General features: G+C 64.9%; 11 protein-coding genes. 6 read left to right on the top strand and 5 right to left on the bottom strand.

The features are described 5' to 3' along the window. Nucleotides 1–107: 107 nt before the first annotated feature. Complete coding sequence (locus tag LL253_RS10025; protein WP_228227098.1) at nt 108–995, top strand: EamA family transporter; 888 nt, start codon at nt 108–110, stop codon at nt 993–995. On the opposite strand, the gene LL253_RS10020 is transcribed toward LL253_RS10025, so the two are convergent. Genes LL253_RS10020 through LL253_RS10010 form a run of 3 tightly spaced genes read right to left on the bottom strand, consistent with a single transcriptional unit; the run spans nt 992 to nt 4941 of the window. Next, nucleotides 992–1693: a L,D-transpeptidase family protein gene (locus LL253_RS10020; RefSeq protein WP_228227097.1), complete on the bottom strand. Its 702-nt coding sequence runs from the start codon at nt 1691–1693 to the stop codon at nt 992–994. The genes LL253_RS10025 and LL253_RS10020 overlap by 4 nt on opposite strands. 40 nt (nt 1694–1733) lie before the next feature. After that, complete coding sequence (locus tag LL253_RS10015; RefSeq protein WP_228227096.1) at nt 1734–4007, bottom strand: NADP-dependent malic enzyme; 2274 nt, start codon at nt 4005–4007, stop codon at nt 1734–1736. A gap of 10 nt (nt 4008–4017) precedes the next feature. Continuing rightward, the gene (locus LL253_RS10010) at nt 4018–4941 is read right to left on the bottom strand and encodes a LysR family transcriptional regulator (protein WP_228227095.1); all 924 of its coding nucleotides are present in this window, start codon (nt 4939–4941) and stop codon (nt 4018–4020) included. A 104-nt stretch (nt 4942–5045) separates the two neighbouring features. On the opposite strand from LL253_RS10010, the gene LL253_RS10005 reads away from it, so the two are divergent. From LL253_RS10005 to alaS, 4 genes are all read left to right on the top strand, one after another. Further along, entirely contained in the window at nt 5046–7157 is a 2112-nt protein-coding gene (locus LL253_RS10005) for a malate synthase G (RefSeq protein ID WP_228227094.1), read from the top strand. A 93-nt stretch (nt 7158–7250) separates the two neighbouring features. Continuing rightward, nucleotides 7251–7877, top strand: a complete 627-nt coding sequence (locus LL253_RS10000) for a glutathione S-transferase family protein (RefSeq protein WP_228227093.1) — start codon at nt 7251–7253, stop codon at nt 7875–7877. Next, on the top strand, nt 7864–9123 hold the full coding sequence (locus LL253_RS09995; RefSeq protein WP_228227092.1) for a M24 family metallopeptidase: 1260 nt from the start codon (nt 7864–7866) through the stop codon (nt 9121–9123). Before LL253_RS10000 ends, LL253_RS09995 begins: the two co-directional genes overlap by 14 nt. Before the next feature lie 56 nt (nt 9124–9179). Further along, nucleotides 9180–11834 (top strand): alanine--tRNA ligase, encoded by a 2655-nt coding sequence (gene alaS, locus LL253_RS09990; protein ID WP_228227091.1) that lies wholly within the window; start codon nt 9180–9182, stop codon nt 11832–11834. A 47-nt stretch (nt 11835–11881) separates the two neighbouring features. Here alaS and LL253_RS09985 read toward each other — a convergent pair whose 3' ends face one another. Together LL253_RS09985 and LL253_RS09980 are read right to left on the bottom strand one after the other, a co-directional pair. Then, on the bottom strand, nt 11882–12604 hold the full coding sequence (locus LL253_RS09985; RefSeq protein WP_228227090.1) for a GIN domain-containing protein: 723 nt from the start codon (nt 12602–12604) through the stop codon (nt 11882–11884). Then, nucleotides 12556–13188, bottom strand: coding sequence for a head GIN domain-containing protein (locus tag LL253_RS09980; protein WP_228227089.1), 633 nt, complete (start codon nt 13186–13188; stop codon nt 12556–12558). The genes LL253_RS09985 and LL253_RS09980 overlap by 49 nt, the downstream gene beginning before the upstream one ends. A gap of 226 nt (nt 13189–13414) precedes the next feature. Here LL253_RS09980 and LL253_RS09975 point away from each other — a divergent pair, with 226 nt between their 5' ends. Continuing rightward, nucleotides 13415–15010: a M28 family metallopeptidase gene (locus tag LL253_RS09975; protein ID WP_228227088.1), complete on the top strand. Its 1596-nt coding sequence runs from the start codon at nt 13415–13417 to the stop codon at nt 15008–15010. The last annotated feature ends 36 nt before the right edge of the window (nt 15011–15046 follow it).

Genomic DNA, 15046 nt, shown 5'->3' with positions numbered 1-15046 from the left:
CAATCCCGCATTCGTATGACTTTGTTGCACCTGCCTCCGCAATGCACACAATCGTACGACGATCAGAATCATGGCGCCGTCCGCGCGATAGGCTATAGCGCCCGGCGATGGCCAGCAGCGAAGAACAGGGCGCGCATGACGCGCTGATCGGCACCGGAGCTGTGATGCTGTCGCTTTTGTCGATGAATTTGGGCGCGGCCTTCGCCAAGACGCTGTTTCCGCTGGTCGGAGCGCCGGGCGTGGCGGGCTTGCGGATCGTGCTGGCGGCACTGTTGCTCCTGTCCTTCCGTCGGCCCTGGCGGCAGGCGGTGCCGCCTGGCCTGCGCTGGCCGCTGCTGGCCTATGGCGCGACGCTCGCACTTATGAACCTGTCCATCTATCAGGCGTTCGCTCGGATCCCGCTCGGCACCGCCATCGCGATCGAGGTGACGGGGCCGCTCGCCATCGTGCTGTTCGGATCGCGCCGTCCGCGCGATTTCGTTTGGCTGGCCGCAGCAGTGGCGGGCCTGCTGATCCTGCTCCCCATTCGTGCCGACGCGCGGCTTGATCCCGTGGGCGTCGCCTTTGCCTGTGGCGCGGCCTTGTGCTGGGCGCTCTACATCCTTGCGGGCAAGCGCGTGTCGGCCGGGATCGGCGGCAATGCCGTCGCCTGGGGGATGCTGGTCGCCGCCATCATCATCAACCCGGCGGCGGTTAGCGCCATCGATACGGCGGTTCATTCGCCCCACCTGCTGCTTGTCGCGCTCGCCGTCGCCTTTCTGTCCAGCGCCTTTCCCTACACGCTGGAAATGGAGGCGATGCGGCGGCTGTCCGCCCCGACCTTCGGGCTGCTGCTCAGTTCAGCGCCCGCGATCGGCGCGCTGGCGGGATTTGCCGTGCTGGGCGAGCGGCTGACGTCGATCCAGTGGATCGCGATGCTCAGCATCATGGTCGCTTCGGCCGGCAGCGCGCTGACCGCCGCGCCCAGGCCACGGATCGAAACGACGCCGCTCTAGGCGCCGACCTTCGCCTTGCCGACATTCAGCATCTTGCCGTTGGTGATGACCGCGACGTCGCCGATCTTCGTCACGCCGAACAGCTTCTTGGCAAATTCTGTCGGCACGCCGATGCAGCCATGGGTGCCGCGCCCATATTCGACATCGCTGCCATGGATGAAGACGCCGTCGCTGGTCAGCCGCTGCGCATAGGGCATGGGCGCATCATACAGGTTGGACACATGATCCGCATCCTTCTGTGTGATCGGAAAGGCGCCGAGCGGACTGGGCTTGTCCGTCGCGCCATAGAGGATGACCGCCGCGCCGATTTCATAGCCATCGCGGAAAACGGACAGCGTCTCGGCCTTGAGGTCGATGGTGATGATGACCGGCCCGGTTGCGGGCGCGCCCTTTTCATCCCAGACATAATCGCCATGACGAAATGGTCCGTCGATAGCCAGCACGCGCTTCACGGTCAGCGCGCGCGGGTCGATCTCCATCGGCTGGTCGCTGCGTCGTTCGACCGGCTGGGCGGACGTTGTGGGGGGCGCGGCGGCCTCGGCAGCGGGGGAGGCTGCCTGCGCCGCGATCGGTTCGGCATCGGGCGCGGTCGGCCGATCCAGCATCTGCATCGCCCCCCACGCCGCACCGCCCAGGCCAAGGACGATCACCAGCTTGGGACCGATGCTTTTCGCCATCGCGTTGAACCATGATGCCATTTGGCAATCTCCTTTCGCCGCGCAGGCTAGCAGGCAAAGGTTAAGTGACGCCTTCCCGCACGACCTCGGCCGCCGCAATGGCTGTCAGGTTGAGGATACCGCGCGATGTCACGCCGGGCGTCAGCACATGGATCGGCTTGGAAAGGCCCATCAGCATGGGGCCGACCGTAGGCGAACTGGACGATGCCGACAGCGCCGTCAGCGTGATGTTGGCCGCGTCCAGATTGGGCATGACCAGCAGGTTTGCCGACCCTTCAAAGCGCGAGTCGGGGATCAGCCGATCGCGCAGCGCCTGGCTGAGCGCCGCGTCGGCATGCATTTCGCCATCGGCCGCCAATTCGGGGGCCATGTCGCGTACCTTCTTGTAGGCACGGCGCATCTTGCGCGCGCTGTCGGTGTGCGATGATCCGAAATTGGAGTGGGACAGCAGCGCGACGCGCGGCTTGAGGCCGAAATGCGCGACTTCCGCGGCGGCCGCGATCGTCATCTCGGCAATCTGCTCGGTGGTCGGATCGGGCACCATATGCGTGTCGGTGATGAACAGCGCGCCCGCGTCCAGGATCAGCCCGGACAGCGCGTAGACGCGGCTGTGGCTCGGCACCCGATCGATGATGCGCAGCACATGCTCGACCTGCCCCCAATATTCCGACCGACCGCCGACCAGCGCGGCGTCGACCCGCCCGGTGCGCAGCAGCATGGCGGCGGTGACGGTCGGGCGGCGATAGACATGGCGCAGGATTTCATCCGCTGGCACGCCCTTGCGCGCGGCGACGGCGCGATAGGCCTCGACCAGTTCGCCCATGACCAGATGGTCGGTTTCCGGGTCGATCACCTCGACATCGCGGTCGAGGTCAAAGCTCAGCCCCAGTTCGGGCAGCTTCTGTTCCAGGATGCGGCGGCGGCCGACGATGGTCGGGCGGACAATCCCTTCGTCCAGCGCATCGCGGATTGCGCGCAGCACGCGGTCATCCTCGCCCTCACCATAGGCGATGCGGGTGCCGCTGCCGCGCGCGGCTTCGAACACCGGCAGCATCAACTGGCCCGACCGGGTATTCTGGTGGTTCAGGTTGCGCTTGTAATCGTCCAGATTGAGCGTCTTTTTCGCGACGCCGCTGTCCATCGCGGCCTTCGCGACGGCGACCGCAATCTCACCGATCAGGCGCGGATCGAAGGGGGTCGGGATTATGTAATCCGCGCCGAACACCAGCCTGCGCCCGCCATAGGCCTGGGCGACACTGTCATGCGCGGGCATGCGGGCGAGGGCGGCGATGGCATCGGCAGCGGCGACCTTCATCGCCTCGTTGATCTGCGTCGCGCCCACGTCCAGCGCGCCGCGGAAGATATAGGGGAAGCACAGGACGTTGTTGACCTGATTGGGATAGTCCGACCGGCCGGTCGCGATGATCGCGTCGGGGCGGACCTCGCGCGCGGCTTCGGGGCGGATTTCCGGCTCTGGATTGGCGAGCGCGAAGATCAGCGGATTGGGCGCCATCAACGGCAGCCATTCGGGCTTCAGAACGCCCGGCGCCGACAGGCCAAGGAACAGGTTCGCGCCCGGCAGCACGTCGGGCAAGGTGCGTGCATTGGTAGTGCGGGCATAGCGCGCCATATTGGGCAACATGCCCTCGCGGCCCGCATGGATGACGCCGTCCTTGTCGGTCATCGTGACATTTTCGATCGGCAGGCCCATCGACACCAGCAGATCGACGCAGGCCAGCGCCGCCGCGCCCGCGCCCGACGTCACCAGCTTCGCATCGGCCAGCGTCTTGCCCTGCAACACCAGCGCGTTGCGCACGGCGGCGGCAACGACGATCGCGGTCCCATGCTGGTCATCGTGGAAGACCGGAATGTTCATCCGCTCTTTCAGGCGCCGCTCGATCTCGAAACATTCGGGCGCCTTGATGTCTTCGAGGTTGATGCCGCCGAATGTCGGCTCCAGCAGCGCGACCGCTTCGACAAACTGGTCGGGATCGGTCGTGTCCACTTCGATGTCAAACACGTCGATGTCGGCGAATTTCTTGAAGAGGACGGCCTTGCCCTCCATTACCGGCTTGGACGCCAGCGCGCCGATCGCACCCAGCCCCAGCACCGCTGTGCCGTTCGATATGACCGCGACCAGATTGCCACGCGCGGTATAGTCCAGCGCCTTGTGGGGATCGGCGGCGATTTCGACGCAGGGCGCGGCGACGCCGGGCGAATAGGCCAGCGCCAGGTCGCGCTGGTTGACCATGCGCTTGGTGGGTTCGATCCGAAGCTTGCCGGGTTGCGGATAGCGGTGATAGTCGAGCGCGGCGCGGCGGGTATTGTCGTCCATGGACGCGGCCTTAGAGGCTTGCTTCCGCTAGGGCAATGGTGGAGCGTTCCCAGGGCGGCACCGGCCCGTAAAGGCTGGCCAGAAAGGCGATAAAGGCGCTGATCGCGCGCGGCGGATGGCTTTGCGGAAGGTGCACCGCGAACAGGGCAACATCGGCCGACCCGGCATAGGCCGGCAGGACTTGGCGCAACGCGCCCGATGCCAAGGCGTCGCTAACGTCCCAGAGCGATCGCAGCGCGATGCCGCCGCCCGCCAGCGTCAATTCGCGCACCAGTTCACTGCTATTGGTGCGCACATGGCTCTGCCCTTCGATGCTGACGGGTCCCCTGGGGCCGACCAGCCGCCACGGCATCTGCCCGTCCGCGGCGAGCAATCGGTGGGCTTTGAGCGCCGCGATCGTGTCCGGCACGCCATGACGATCGAGATAGCCCGGCGCAGCGCACAGGATGCGGCGATTGGTGGCGAGCCGCGTTGCAGATAGGCCGCGCCCGGGATCCGCAGTGATGCGCAGCGCCAGGTCCGCCCGCGCCTCGATCAGGTCGGCGAACGCGTCCGACAGGTCGATGGTTAGAGCGACCTTCGGATAGGCGTCGAGAAAGCCCTGAAGATAGGGCGCCAGATGCATGCGCCCGAAGGAGGTTGGCGCGGTCACGCGCAGTGGGCCGCTCACCATCGCCGACTGCCCCGACACCCGCCGCTCCGCTTCATCGAGCGCCGCCAATATGCCCCGCAGATCGGCATGTAGCCGCTCGCCGGCCGGGGTCAGTGCCATGCGCCGCGTCGTGCGGTGGAGCAGTTTCGCGCCAAGCCGGTCCTCCAGCCGCGCCAAGCGCTTTGACACCATCGCCGGGGAAATATGCAGCCGCCGCCCGGCCGCCGCCAGCCCGCCCTCATCGACGACGGTCACGAACAGGTCATGGTCGGGGTCCATCATATTCGTTCACCACAGGAATGACTATGTTCGCATAATAGCGGCTACACGGCATAATAGCGATAGGGTAGGGGGTGGGGCGACATATTGATGCTGGGAGAAGAGCCATGACCGACCGCATGATCGACAAGTCCGGCCTCATGGTCGCGCCGTCGTTCGCCGACTTCATCGAAACGCGTGGCTTACCCGGCACCGGGATCGACCCGCACGCCTTCTGGGCCGGAACGGCGGACATCCTGGCCCGCTTCGCGCCGGAAAACGCCGCCCTGCTGCGCAAGCGCGATACATTGCAAGCGCAGATCGACAGCTGGCACGAACAGCGCCGGGGCCAGCCCCATGATGCGCAAGCCTATCAGGCCTTTCTGCACGACATTGGGTATCTCGTTCCCGAACCTGAACCATTCGCGATCGGCAGCCAGAATGTCGATGACGAAGTCGCCCGCCTTGCCGGACCGCAGCTGGTCGTCCCGATTCTCAACGCCCGCTTCCTGCTCAACGCCGCCAATGCGCGCTGGGGCAGCCTCTATGACGCGCTCTATGGCACTGACGCCATCACGGGCGCGCCGGCCGGAAAAGGCTATGACGCTGCGCGCGGCGGGCAGGTCATCGCCTGGGCCAAGGCGTTCCTTGACGATGCCATTCCGCTCGCCGGCGGTCGCTGGGCCGACCTGACCAACGCGGACATCGTCCTGCGCGATCCTGCCCAGTTCATCGGCACCAGCGAGAAGGGCAAGCTGTTCCGTCATAACGGCCTGCATATCGAGGTTGTCTTCGACCGCGACCATCCGATCGGCGCGACCGACCCAGCCGGCATCGCGGACGTCATCCTCGAATCCGCGCTGACCGCCATTTGCGACCTGGAAGACTCCGTCGCCGCCGTCGACGCGCAGGACAAGGTCGCCGCCTATGCCAACTGGCTGGGCCTGATGCGCGGCGACCTGACCGAAACATTCGAGAAGGGCGGGACGCAAATGACGCGTGCGCTCAACCCTGATCGCGCCTACACCCCGCTGGACGGCAGCACCTTCACGCTGCCGGGCCGCAGCCTGCTGTTCGTCCGCAATGTCGGCCATCTGATGACGACGCCCGCCGTCCGCCTGCCCAATGGCGACGACGCGCCCGAAGGCATTATCGACGGCATCGTCACCAGCCTGATCGCGCTACACGATCTTAAGGGTTGTAGGGACAACAGCCGCACCGGCAGCGTCTATATCGTCAAGCCCAAGATGCACGGTCCGGACGAAGCGGCCTTCACGAATAGTCTGTTCGACGCGATCGAGGATATGCTCGGCATGGCCCGCCACACGATCAAGGTCGGCGTCATGGATGAGGAACGCCGCACATCTGCCAATCTGGCGGCCTGCATCCATGCGGTGAAGGACCGCATCGTCTTTATAAATACCGGCTTCCTCGATCGCACGGGCGACGAAATGCATACGTCGATGCAGGCTGGTCCCATGATCCGCAAGGGCGAGATGAAGTCGAGCGACTGGATCACCGCCTATGAGGATCGCAATGTCCAGATCGGCCTTGCCTGCGGCCTCAGTGGCCGGGCGCAGATCGGCAAGGGCATGTGGGCCGCGCCCGACCGCATGGCCGACATGCTGGAGCAGAAGATCGGCCATCCGATGAGCGGTGCCAACACCGCCTGGGTGCCATCGCCCACCGCCGCGACGCTGCACGCCACCCATTATCACCGCGTCGACGTCTTCGCGCGTCAGGCGGAGCGCAAGGCGGAAGCTGTCGCGCCGCTGGACATGCTGCTGTCCATTCCCGTCGCCCTCGGCCGCAACTTCTCGGAAGACGAAATTGCGCAGGAACTGGATAATAATGCGCAGGGCATACTTGGCTATGTCGTCCGCTGGGTCGATCAGGGGATCGGCTGTTCCAAGGTGCCCGATATTCACGACATCGGCCTGATGGAGGACCGCGCGACGCTGCGCATCTCGTCGCAGCATATGGCCAACTGGCTGCTGCATGGCGTTTGCACGGCGGACCAGATCGACGCCGCTTTCACCCGCATGGCGGCGAAGGTCGATGCGCAGAATGAAAGCGATCCGCTCTATCAGCCGATGAGCGGCCGGGAAGGGCAGAGCCTCGCCTATCAGGCCGCCCGCGCGCTTGTGTTCGAGGGGGTCGAACAACCCAACGGCTATACCGAGCCCCTGCTCCACGCCTTTCGCGCAAAGAAGAAGGCGGAGGTTCTGGAAGACGCCTGAAAACATATCGTCAAGGACAAGGCGCTGGCCTGAACTTGGCAACGGCCCCATGCTGCGTTAGCCATCACGCTCCGCAGCACGGGAAGGGCCGTCATGACCATCATCGTCCATCATCTCAATAACAGCCGGTCGCAACGCATCCTCTGGCTGCTGGAGGAAATGGGCGAGCCCTATGAGGTGCGCCGCTACGAACGCGACGCAAAGACCATGCGCGCGCCCGCCTCGCTCCGCGCCATCCACCCGCTCGGCCGGTCGCCGGTCGTGGAGGTCGATGGCCACCGGCTGATCGAAACCGGGGCGATCATGGACTATCTCGTCGCGCGCGCCGGCAACCGGTTCGGCGCGCCGGCGGACGCGGAAAACGCGATCCGCTATCGTCAGTTTATGCATTATGCCGAAGGGTCGATGATGCCGCCGCTGCTGGCGCTGCTCGTGGTCGGCAAGCTGGGCCTGCTCGGTCGCCCGGCCAGGCCCACGGTGCAAAAAATGCTCGATGATCATCTGGACTGGCTGGAAACCGAACTGGCGACCCGACCCTATTTCGCCGGGGATGATTTCACCGCCGCCGACATGATGATGAGCTTTCCGCTGGAAGCCTCCCGCGCGCGCGGTGGCCTCGACGAAAGCCGCCCGCACCTCATCCGCTGGTTGCACGAGATGCACGGCCGGCCCGCCTATCAGGCGGCGCTGGCGGCGGGAGGTCCCTATGCCTATGCCTGACCGCCGCGCTGTCCTGCGTCTTGCAACTGTCGGCATCGGTGTCGGCATCGTCAGCCCGCGCCTGTTCGCGCAGGAGAAAGCGGGCGAGATGCTGGCCTCGATGACCGGTGAGGTTACGCCCATCGGCACGTCCGAGCGCGCCGGCAGACTGGCCCGCGCGCAGGCAGTGATGCGGGAAGCGGGCATCGACGCCTTGCTGGTCGAACCGGGGGCGAGCCTCATCTATTATAGCGGCATCCGCTGGCATCGCTCGGAACGGCTTACGGCGCTGGTGATCCCGGCCAGCGGCGCGCCGCTCGTCGTCTGTCCCTTTTTTGAAAAGCCCTCGATCGACGAATCGCTCGCAATCCCCGCAGAGGTCCGCGTCTGGCAGGAACATGAAAGCCCCTATACGCCGATCGCCGATTTCCTGACGGCGAAGGGATTGGCCAAGGGGAGCATCGGCATCGAGGAGACGGTGCGCTATTTCGCGGTCGATGGTTTGAAGGCTGCCATACCCGCCGCCACCTTGGTGAAGGACCCCGTCACCCGTGCGCTGCGCATGCGCAAGACCGCGGCCGAAATCGCCCTGATGCAAAAGGCGGCCGATGTCACCATGGCCGCCTATCGCTGGACCTACCCCCAGGTGACGGCCGGCATGACCCCGGCCGACATCGGCGCTTTGATGAGCGCCGCGACGAGGCAGCTGGGCGGCAAGGTCGAATTCAACCTCGTCCTGCTGGGCGAAGCCGCTGCCTATCCCCATGGTTCCGGCAAGCCACAGGCCGTACGCGCCGGCGATGTGGTGCTGATGGACTGTGGTTGCACGGTGGAGGATTATCAGTCCGACATCAGCCGGACCTGGGTCCATGACGCGACCCCGACGCCGCAGCAGCGCAAGGTCTGGAACGACGTGGCGCACGGCCAGCAAATCGCCTTCGCCGCGGCGCAACTCGGCGCGCCGGCCGGTTCGGTCGATGACGCGGTGCGCGGCTGGTATGAAAAAAGCGGCTACGGCCCCGGCTACGCGCTCCCCGGCCTCTCCCACCGCACCGGCCACGGCATCGGCATGGAAGGGCATGAGCCGGTCAACCTCGTGCATGGCGAAACGACGAAGCTGGACATCGGCATGTGCTTTTCCAACGAACCGGGGCTCTATCTGCCCGGCACCATGGGCATCCGCATGGAGGACTGCTTCCACATGACGCAGCAAGGACCCGCTTGGTTCTCGAAACCGCCGGTGTCGATTGAGGAGCCGGTAGGCTGATCGCACGATCAAATCCCCCGCTTGTGCGGCGGGCCGCTTCCTCTTAAATCGCGTCCATGACCTCGACCAACGACATTCGCCGCTCTTTCCTCGATTATTTCGGAGGCAACGGCCACACCATCGTTCCCTCGGCGCCGCTGGTGCCGCATAATGATCCGACGCTGATGTTCGTCAACGCCGGCATGGTGCCGTTCAAGAATGTGTTCACAGGGCTTGAAACACGCCCCTACAAAACCGCGACATCGAGCCAGAAATGCGTGCGGGCGGGCGGCAAGCATAATGACCTCGACAATGTCGGCTATACCGCGCGCCACCATACGTTCTTCGAAATGCTCGGCAATTTCAGCTTTGGCGATTATTTCAAGGAACAGGCGATCACCCATGCCTGGACGCTGCTGACCAAGGAATGGGGTCTGCCCGCCGACAGGCTGACCGCGACCGTCTATCATACCGATGACGAGGCGTTCGACCTGTGGAAGAAGATTGCGGGCCTGCCCGAAGAGCGCATCATCCGCATCGCGACCAAAGATAATTTCTGGGCAATGGGCGACAGCGGCCCGTGCGGTCCCTGCTCGGAAATCTTCTACGATCATGGCGACCATATCTGGGGCGGTCCGCCCGGATCGCCTGAGGAGGATGGCGACCGCTTCGTCGAAATCTGGAACCTCGTCTTCATGCAATATGAGCAGGAAGCGAACGAGATCGTTTCGGAACTGCCCAGGCCCAGCATCGACACTGGCATGGGGCTGGAGCGCGTTGCCGCCGTGATGCAGGGCGTCACCGACAATTATGATACCGACACGTTCAAGGCGCTGATTGCCGAAAGCGGGGCGCTCAGTCGTACCGCGACCGACGGCGCGCATAGGGCCAGCCATCGGGTCATCGCTGATCATTTGCGCTCGACCGGGTTCCTGATTGCTGACGGCGTGCTGCCGGCCAATGAAGGACGCGGCTATGTGCTGCGCCGGATCATGCGCCGCGCCATGCGCCACGCGCACATCATCGGCGCGAAGGAGCCGCTGATGTATCGCCTCGTCTCCAGCCTCGTATCGGAAATGGGCGGTGCCTATCCCGAACTGGTCCGCGCCCAGCCGCTGATCGAGGAAACCCTGCTGCGCGAAGAAACGCGCTTTCGCAAGACTTTGGAGAACGGGCTTAAGTTGCTGGACGAAGCGACCGGCGGTTTGGATGAGGGCGGCACGCTTGCCGGTGAAACCGCCTTCAAGCTCTATGACACTTATGGCTTCCCCTATGACCTGACCGAAGACGCGCTGCGCTCGCGCGGCCTGACGGTGGATCGCGCCGGCTTCGACGCGGCCATGGCCGAACAGAAGGCCGCCGCGCGCGCAGCGTGGAAGGGATCGGGCGAAAAGGCGTCCGACGAAATCTGGTTCGACATCGCAGAAAGGGCAGGCAACACCGAATTTATCGGCTACGCCACCACGCAGGGTGAAGGCGAAGTTCTGGCAATCGTCAAGGACGGTGTGAACTTCGACAGTGCTGCGGCTGGCGACACCGTCACGATCGTCACCAATCAGACGCCCTTCTACGGCGAAAGCGGCGGCCAGATGGGCGACGCGGGCCGGATCACGACACAGGGCGGCTTTGTCGCGGTGGTCGATGATACGGCCAAGCCGCTGGGCCGCGTCCATGCCCATCACGCGACGATCGAGGCGGGCAGTATCAAGGTGGGCGACACCGTGCATCTGAGCGTCGATGTCGACCGCCGGGACCGCATTCGCGCCAACCACAGCGCCACCCATTTGCTTCACGCCGCGCTGCGCAACGAACTGGGCGCGCATGTGACGCAGAAGGGCAGCCTGGTTGCGGCTGATCGCCTGCGCTTCGACTTCTCGCATCCCGAAGCGCTGACGCATGCGCAGATCGCCGCGATCGAGGCGGATGTGAACGCGCAGGTGCGCCATAATGAGGAGGTGACGACCCGCCTCATGACCCCGGACGACGCGGTCGCGGCGGGCGCCATGGCGCTGTTTGGCGAAAAATATGGCGACGAGGTTCGCGTCCTGTCGATGGGCCGGGGGGACGATGCGCATTATTCGGTCGAACTGTGCGGCGGCACCCATGTCCGCGCGACCGGCGACATTGCTCTGTTCAAGATCGTGTCGGAAAGCGCCGTCTCCTCGGGCGTGCGCCGGATCGAAGCCTTGACCGGCGAGGCCGCGCGCCTGTGGCTGGTCGAACGCGACGACAAGCTGCGGCAGACGGCCGCCGCGCTCAAGACCACTCCGGAGGACGTGCCGGCGCGTATCGCCGCGCTGGTCGAGCAGAGCCGCAGGCTGGAGCGCGAACTGGCCGAGGCGAAGAAGGCTCTGGCGCTAGGCGGCGGTAGCGCGGCACAGGCGGCGGGGCCGGAGAAGGTCGGCAGCATCGACTTTCTGGGCCAGGTCATCGAAGGGCTCGACCCCAAGGAATTGCGCGGCATCGTCGATCAGAACAAGGCGACGCTGGGCAGCGGCGTGTCCGCCGTGCTTGCGGTGGTCGACGGCCGCGCCAGCATCGCAGTCGGCGTCACCGATGACCTCAAGGGTCAGATCAGCGCCGTCGACCTCGTCCGCGCCGGTGTTGAGGCGCTGGGCGGCAAGGGTGGCGGTGGCCGTCCCGACATGGCGCAGGGCGGTGGCCCCGATGGCGACAAGGCGGCGGCGGCGCTGGACGCGGTGAAGACGGCGCTCGCCAGCGTGCCGGCCTGAACAGGCTTAGCCCGGCCGGGTCGTATTGATGGGTAATCAGGCCGGGGTCAGTAGCTTTCCCCGCCGCACAGCACCCGGCCGGTGCCCCGATGATCGACGGTGCAGGCGGCCTTGCCGTCAATCTGAACGTCGCCTGATCCACTGGCGACGATCTTGACGGCGACGTCCCCGGTCAGCGCCACGCTGCCCGGCCCGTCATTCCCGACCTCGGCCTGTCTCGCGCGCAGGCCTTGCGCGGCGACTTCGCCCGGTCCGTTCACATGGATGTTCGCGACCCCGGCGCGTCCCGCCAGCGTCGCTCGCCCGCCACCGGCCAGCAGCAGGTCAAGCCGGTCCAATTGCACATCGCTAACGGTGACGTCGCCATTGCCGCCGAGCACGATCTGGCCCCGCAGCCCTTTCAGGTGGTCGATCTGCACGGAACCGCCGCCGGTCAGCATCACGCGGTCGATCATCCCGGTCGACAGGCGCAAGGTCGCAGCGCCGCCGCTTTTCTCGCCCGGACGCAGCCTGTCCATCCCGATGGTGAGTTGTCGCCCCGACACATCAACGTGCAAGCGATCAAGCACAGCCTGATCGCCCTCGGCACGAGCAGATGGTCCTCGCCCGGTGGCCAGGATGACATTGACCGGAGCGTCTATGCGAATGCTGTCAAAGCTGGTGATGGTATAGCCGCGCGTTGCCGCCGTCGCCGGCGATGCCGCCGCCAGCCCGAACAGGATCAGGGCGCGCAGCGCGCCTCGCCGGGGCCAAGCCCTTTTATCGTGCATTGCGCCTTGCCTTTCACCGTCACGTCGCCCGGACCCATGATGTTGATAGCGACTTTGCCGTCCGACGCGAAGTCGATGTCGCCGGCACCCAGAACGGACACGTCGGCGTCCCCGATCTTCAACGCTTCGCCATCAATGTCGCCCGCGCCGGTGATGGACAGTTTGGCCTGGTCAGTCGCGCCGGCGATCTTGATCGAGCCCGCACCGGTAATGTCGGTGGTCAAGGATTTCAGCTTCACCTTGGCGATGCGAAAATCGCCCGCGCCGGTCAGCGACAGGGTCAGGCTGTCGCCTTCCGCCCGGTCGAGATCCAAGTCGCCCGCACCGGTCAGGTCCGCGCCGGTGATGGCAGGCATCGTCACATGGATGGTGGCGCGATTCGCGATTTTAGGACCGGACCATGTGGTGCTGGACTTGCGACCGATCAGCAGCGTGTCGCCCTTCACCCGGATATCGAGGTCGGCGATTGCCCGTTCATCGCCCTGCGCCCGGACGGAAAATTGGGGGCTGATCGTAACTTTGACATTGTCGGGGCCGGTCGCGTCGATGGCGGTGAAATCGCGAAGGGAGGACCAGTCCTGCATTTTAGCCGCGCCACTCTCCGCCGTGGGCGACTCATCGGTTCGCGAGCAAGCGCTAGTGGAGAGAAGCAAGCTCGATAGCGCAAATGTCAGAAGGGGGAAGGACCGGGACATCGCAATCTCCTGATGTGTATTGCTTATATAATACACAAGATGATGGCGGTTCCAAGCCTCTTGTTCGTCGGCGCTCTTGATGATCAATGGACTTTTGGAAAAGCGGAGTGTGACCATGAAGCGCCTAGCCCTGACACTGCCATTTGCGGCGCTCATGCTCAATCCGGCGGCAGTCGGCGCCGAAGATGCCGCCCCGGACGATGGCACGCGCTGGTGGGGTCATGTGCAGGTGCTGGCCGGCGACGATATGGAAGGGCGCGGCACGGGCACGCCCGGCTATGACAGGGCTGCGGACTATGTCATCGGCGCATTCCAGTCGCTCGGTCTGAAGCCCATGGGGACCGATGGCTACAAGCAGCCGGTTGCCTTTGTCGAGCAGATCATTCGATCCGACAGCAGCAGCGCTGTCCTGCTCGGTTCGGGCGGGGAAACGCCTTTGTCCGTTCCTGGCGACCTCATCTTTTCTGGCGGCGGCGGTCCGGTTCCCGAGCGGATCGACGCGTCGATGGTCTTTGCCGGATATGGGTTGCATCTGCCCGAAGAAGGGCATGACGATTTTGCCGGCCTTGACCTTCAGGGTAAGGTCGTGGTGGTGGTTTCAGGCGGGCCGGCAACGATCTCCGGCGCGCTGAAATCTCATGCCCGGTCCGAGCGCGCACAATATCTGGCGTCGAAGGGGGCGGTCGGGCTGATCAGCCTTGTGACGCCGAGGCAGGTCGAAATCCCCTGGAAGCGGCGCGTCAATCTGGCCGGCGCGCCCGCTCTCTATTATGCGGATGCGGCTTTACGCGAAAGTGACCGCCCCTTCCTGAACGCGCAGATCGATCCAGCCCGGTCGCAGTCGGTGTTCGAAGGATCGGGTCATGATTTTGCGGCGATCGCCGCCGCAGCTGATGCTTCCGCGCCCATCGCCGGCTTTCCTTTGGCCCAGCGTTTGAGTGCGCGGGTCGCGGCGACGCGGCGAAACCTGTCGTCGCCCAATCTCATTGCGGTCATGCCCGGCAGCGACCCCAATCTGCGCGATGAGTATGTCGTCCTCTCCGCGCATCTCGATGGCTATGGCATTGGCACGCCGGTCAAGGGCGACGCCATCTATAATGGCGCGTTCGACAATGCGTCGGGTGTCGCCAGCCTGCTGGAGATCGCCCGCGCCTTGCAGCAGGCGGAGCAAAAGCCCAAACGCTCCATTCTTTTTGCTATCGTCACGGCCGAGGAGAAGGGTTTGCTTGGGTCTCGTTATTTCGCCCGGCGGCCGACAGTGCCGGCCGATGCGATGGTCGCTGACCTCAATTTCGACATGGCGCTGCCCATCTTTCCGCTGACCAGCATCACGCCGATCGGCTATGATCAAAGCTCGTTGGGCGAAGACGCCTCTGCCGTCAGCGCGGCGATGAACTTGCCTATTACGCCCGACCCGTTCCCTGATCGGAACGTCTTCATCCGGTCGGACCAATATGCCTTCATCCGCCAAGGCATTCCCGCTTTATTCTTCAAATATGGGTTTAAGGCCGGGACGCCTGAGGCTGTGGTGGAAAAGGCATGGCGCGCCAATCTCTATCATTCGCCCTTTGATGATCTCAACCAACCGGTGCTACCGGCGGAAACCGCGAAGCTGAACGCCTATGTCACGGCGGTGGCGCTGCGCGTGGCCAATGCACCGGAACGCCCAAGGTGGAATGCGGACAGCTTCTTCAAGCGGTTCGCGCAATAGAAGCCGGCGCCGATCAGGAGCCGGCTCCCATGGCTA

The organism is Sphingobium soli (assembly GCF_020782245.1).
In the GTDB taxonomy this organism is placed as follows: domain Bacteria; phylum Pseudomonadota; class Alphaproteobacteria; order Sphingomonadales; family Sphingomonadaceae; genus Sphingobium; species Sphingobium soli.
The sequence above is the reverse complement of the archived record's forward strand: the minus strand, read 5'-3'. Positions and strand labels throughout refer to the sequence as shown.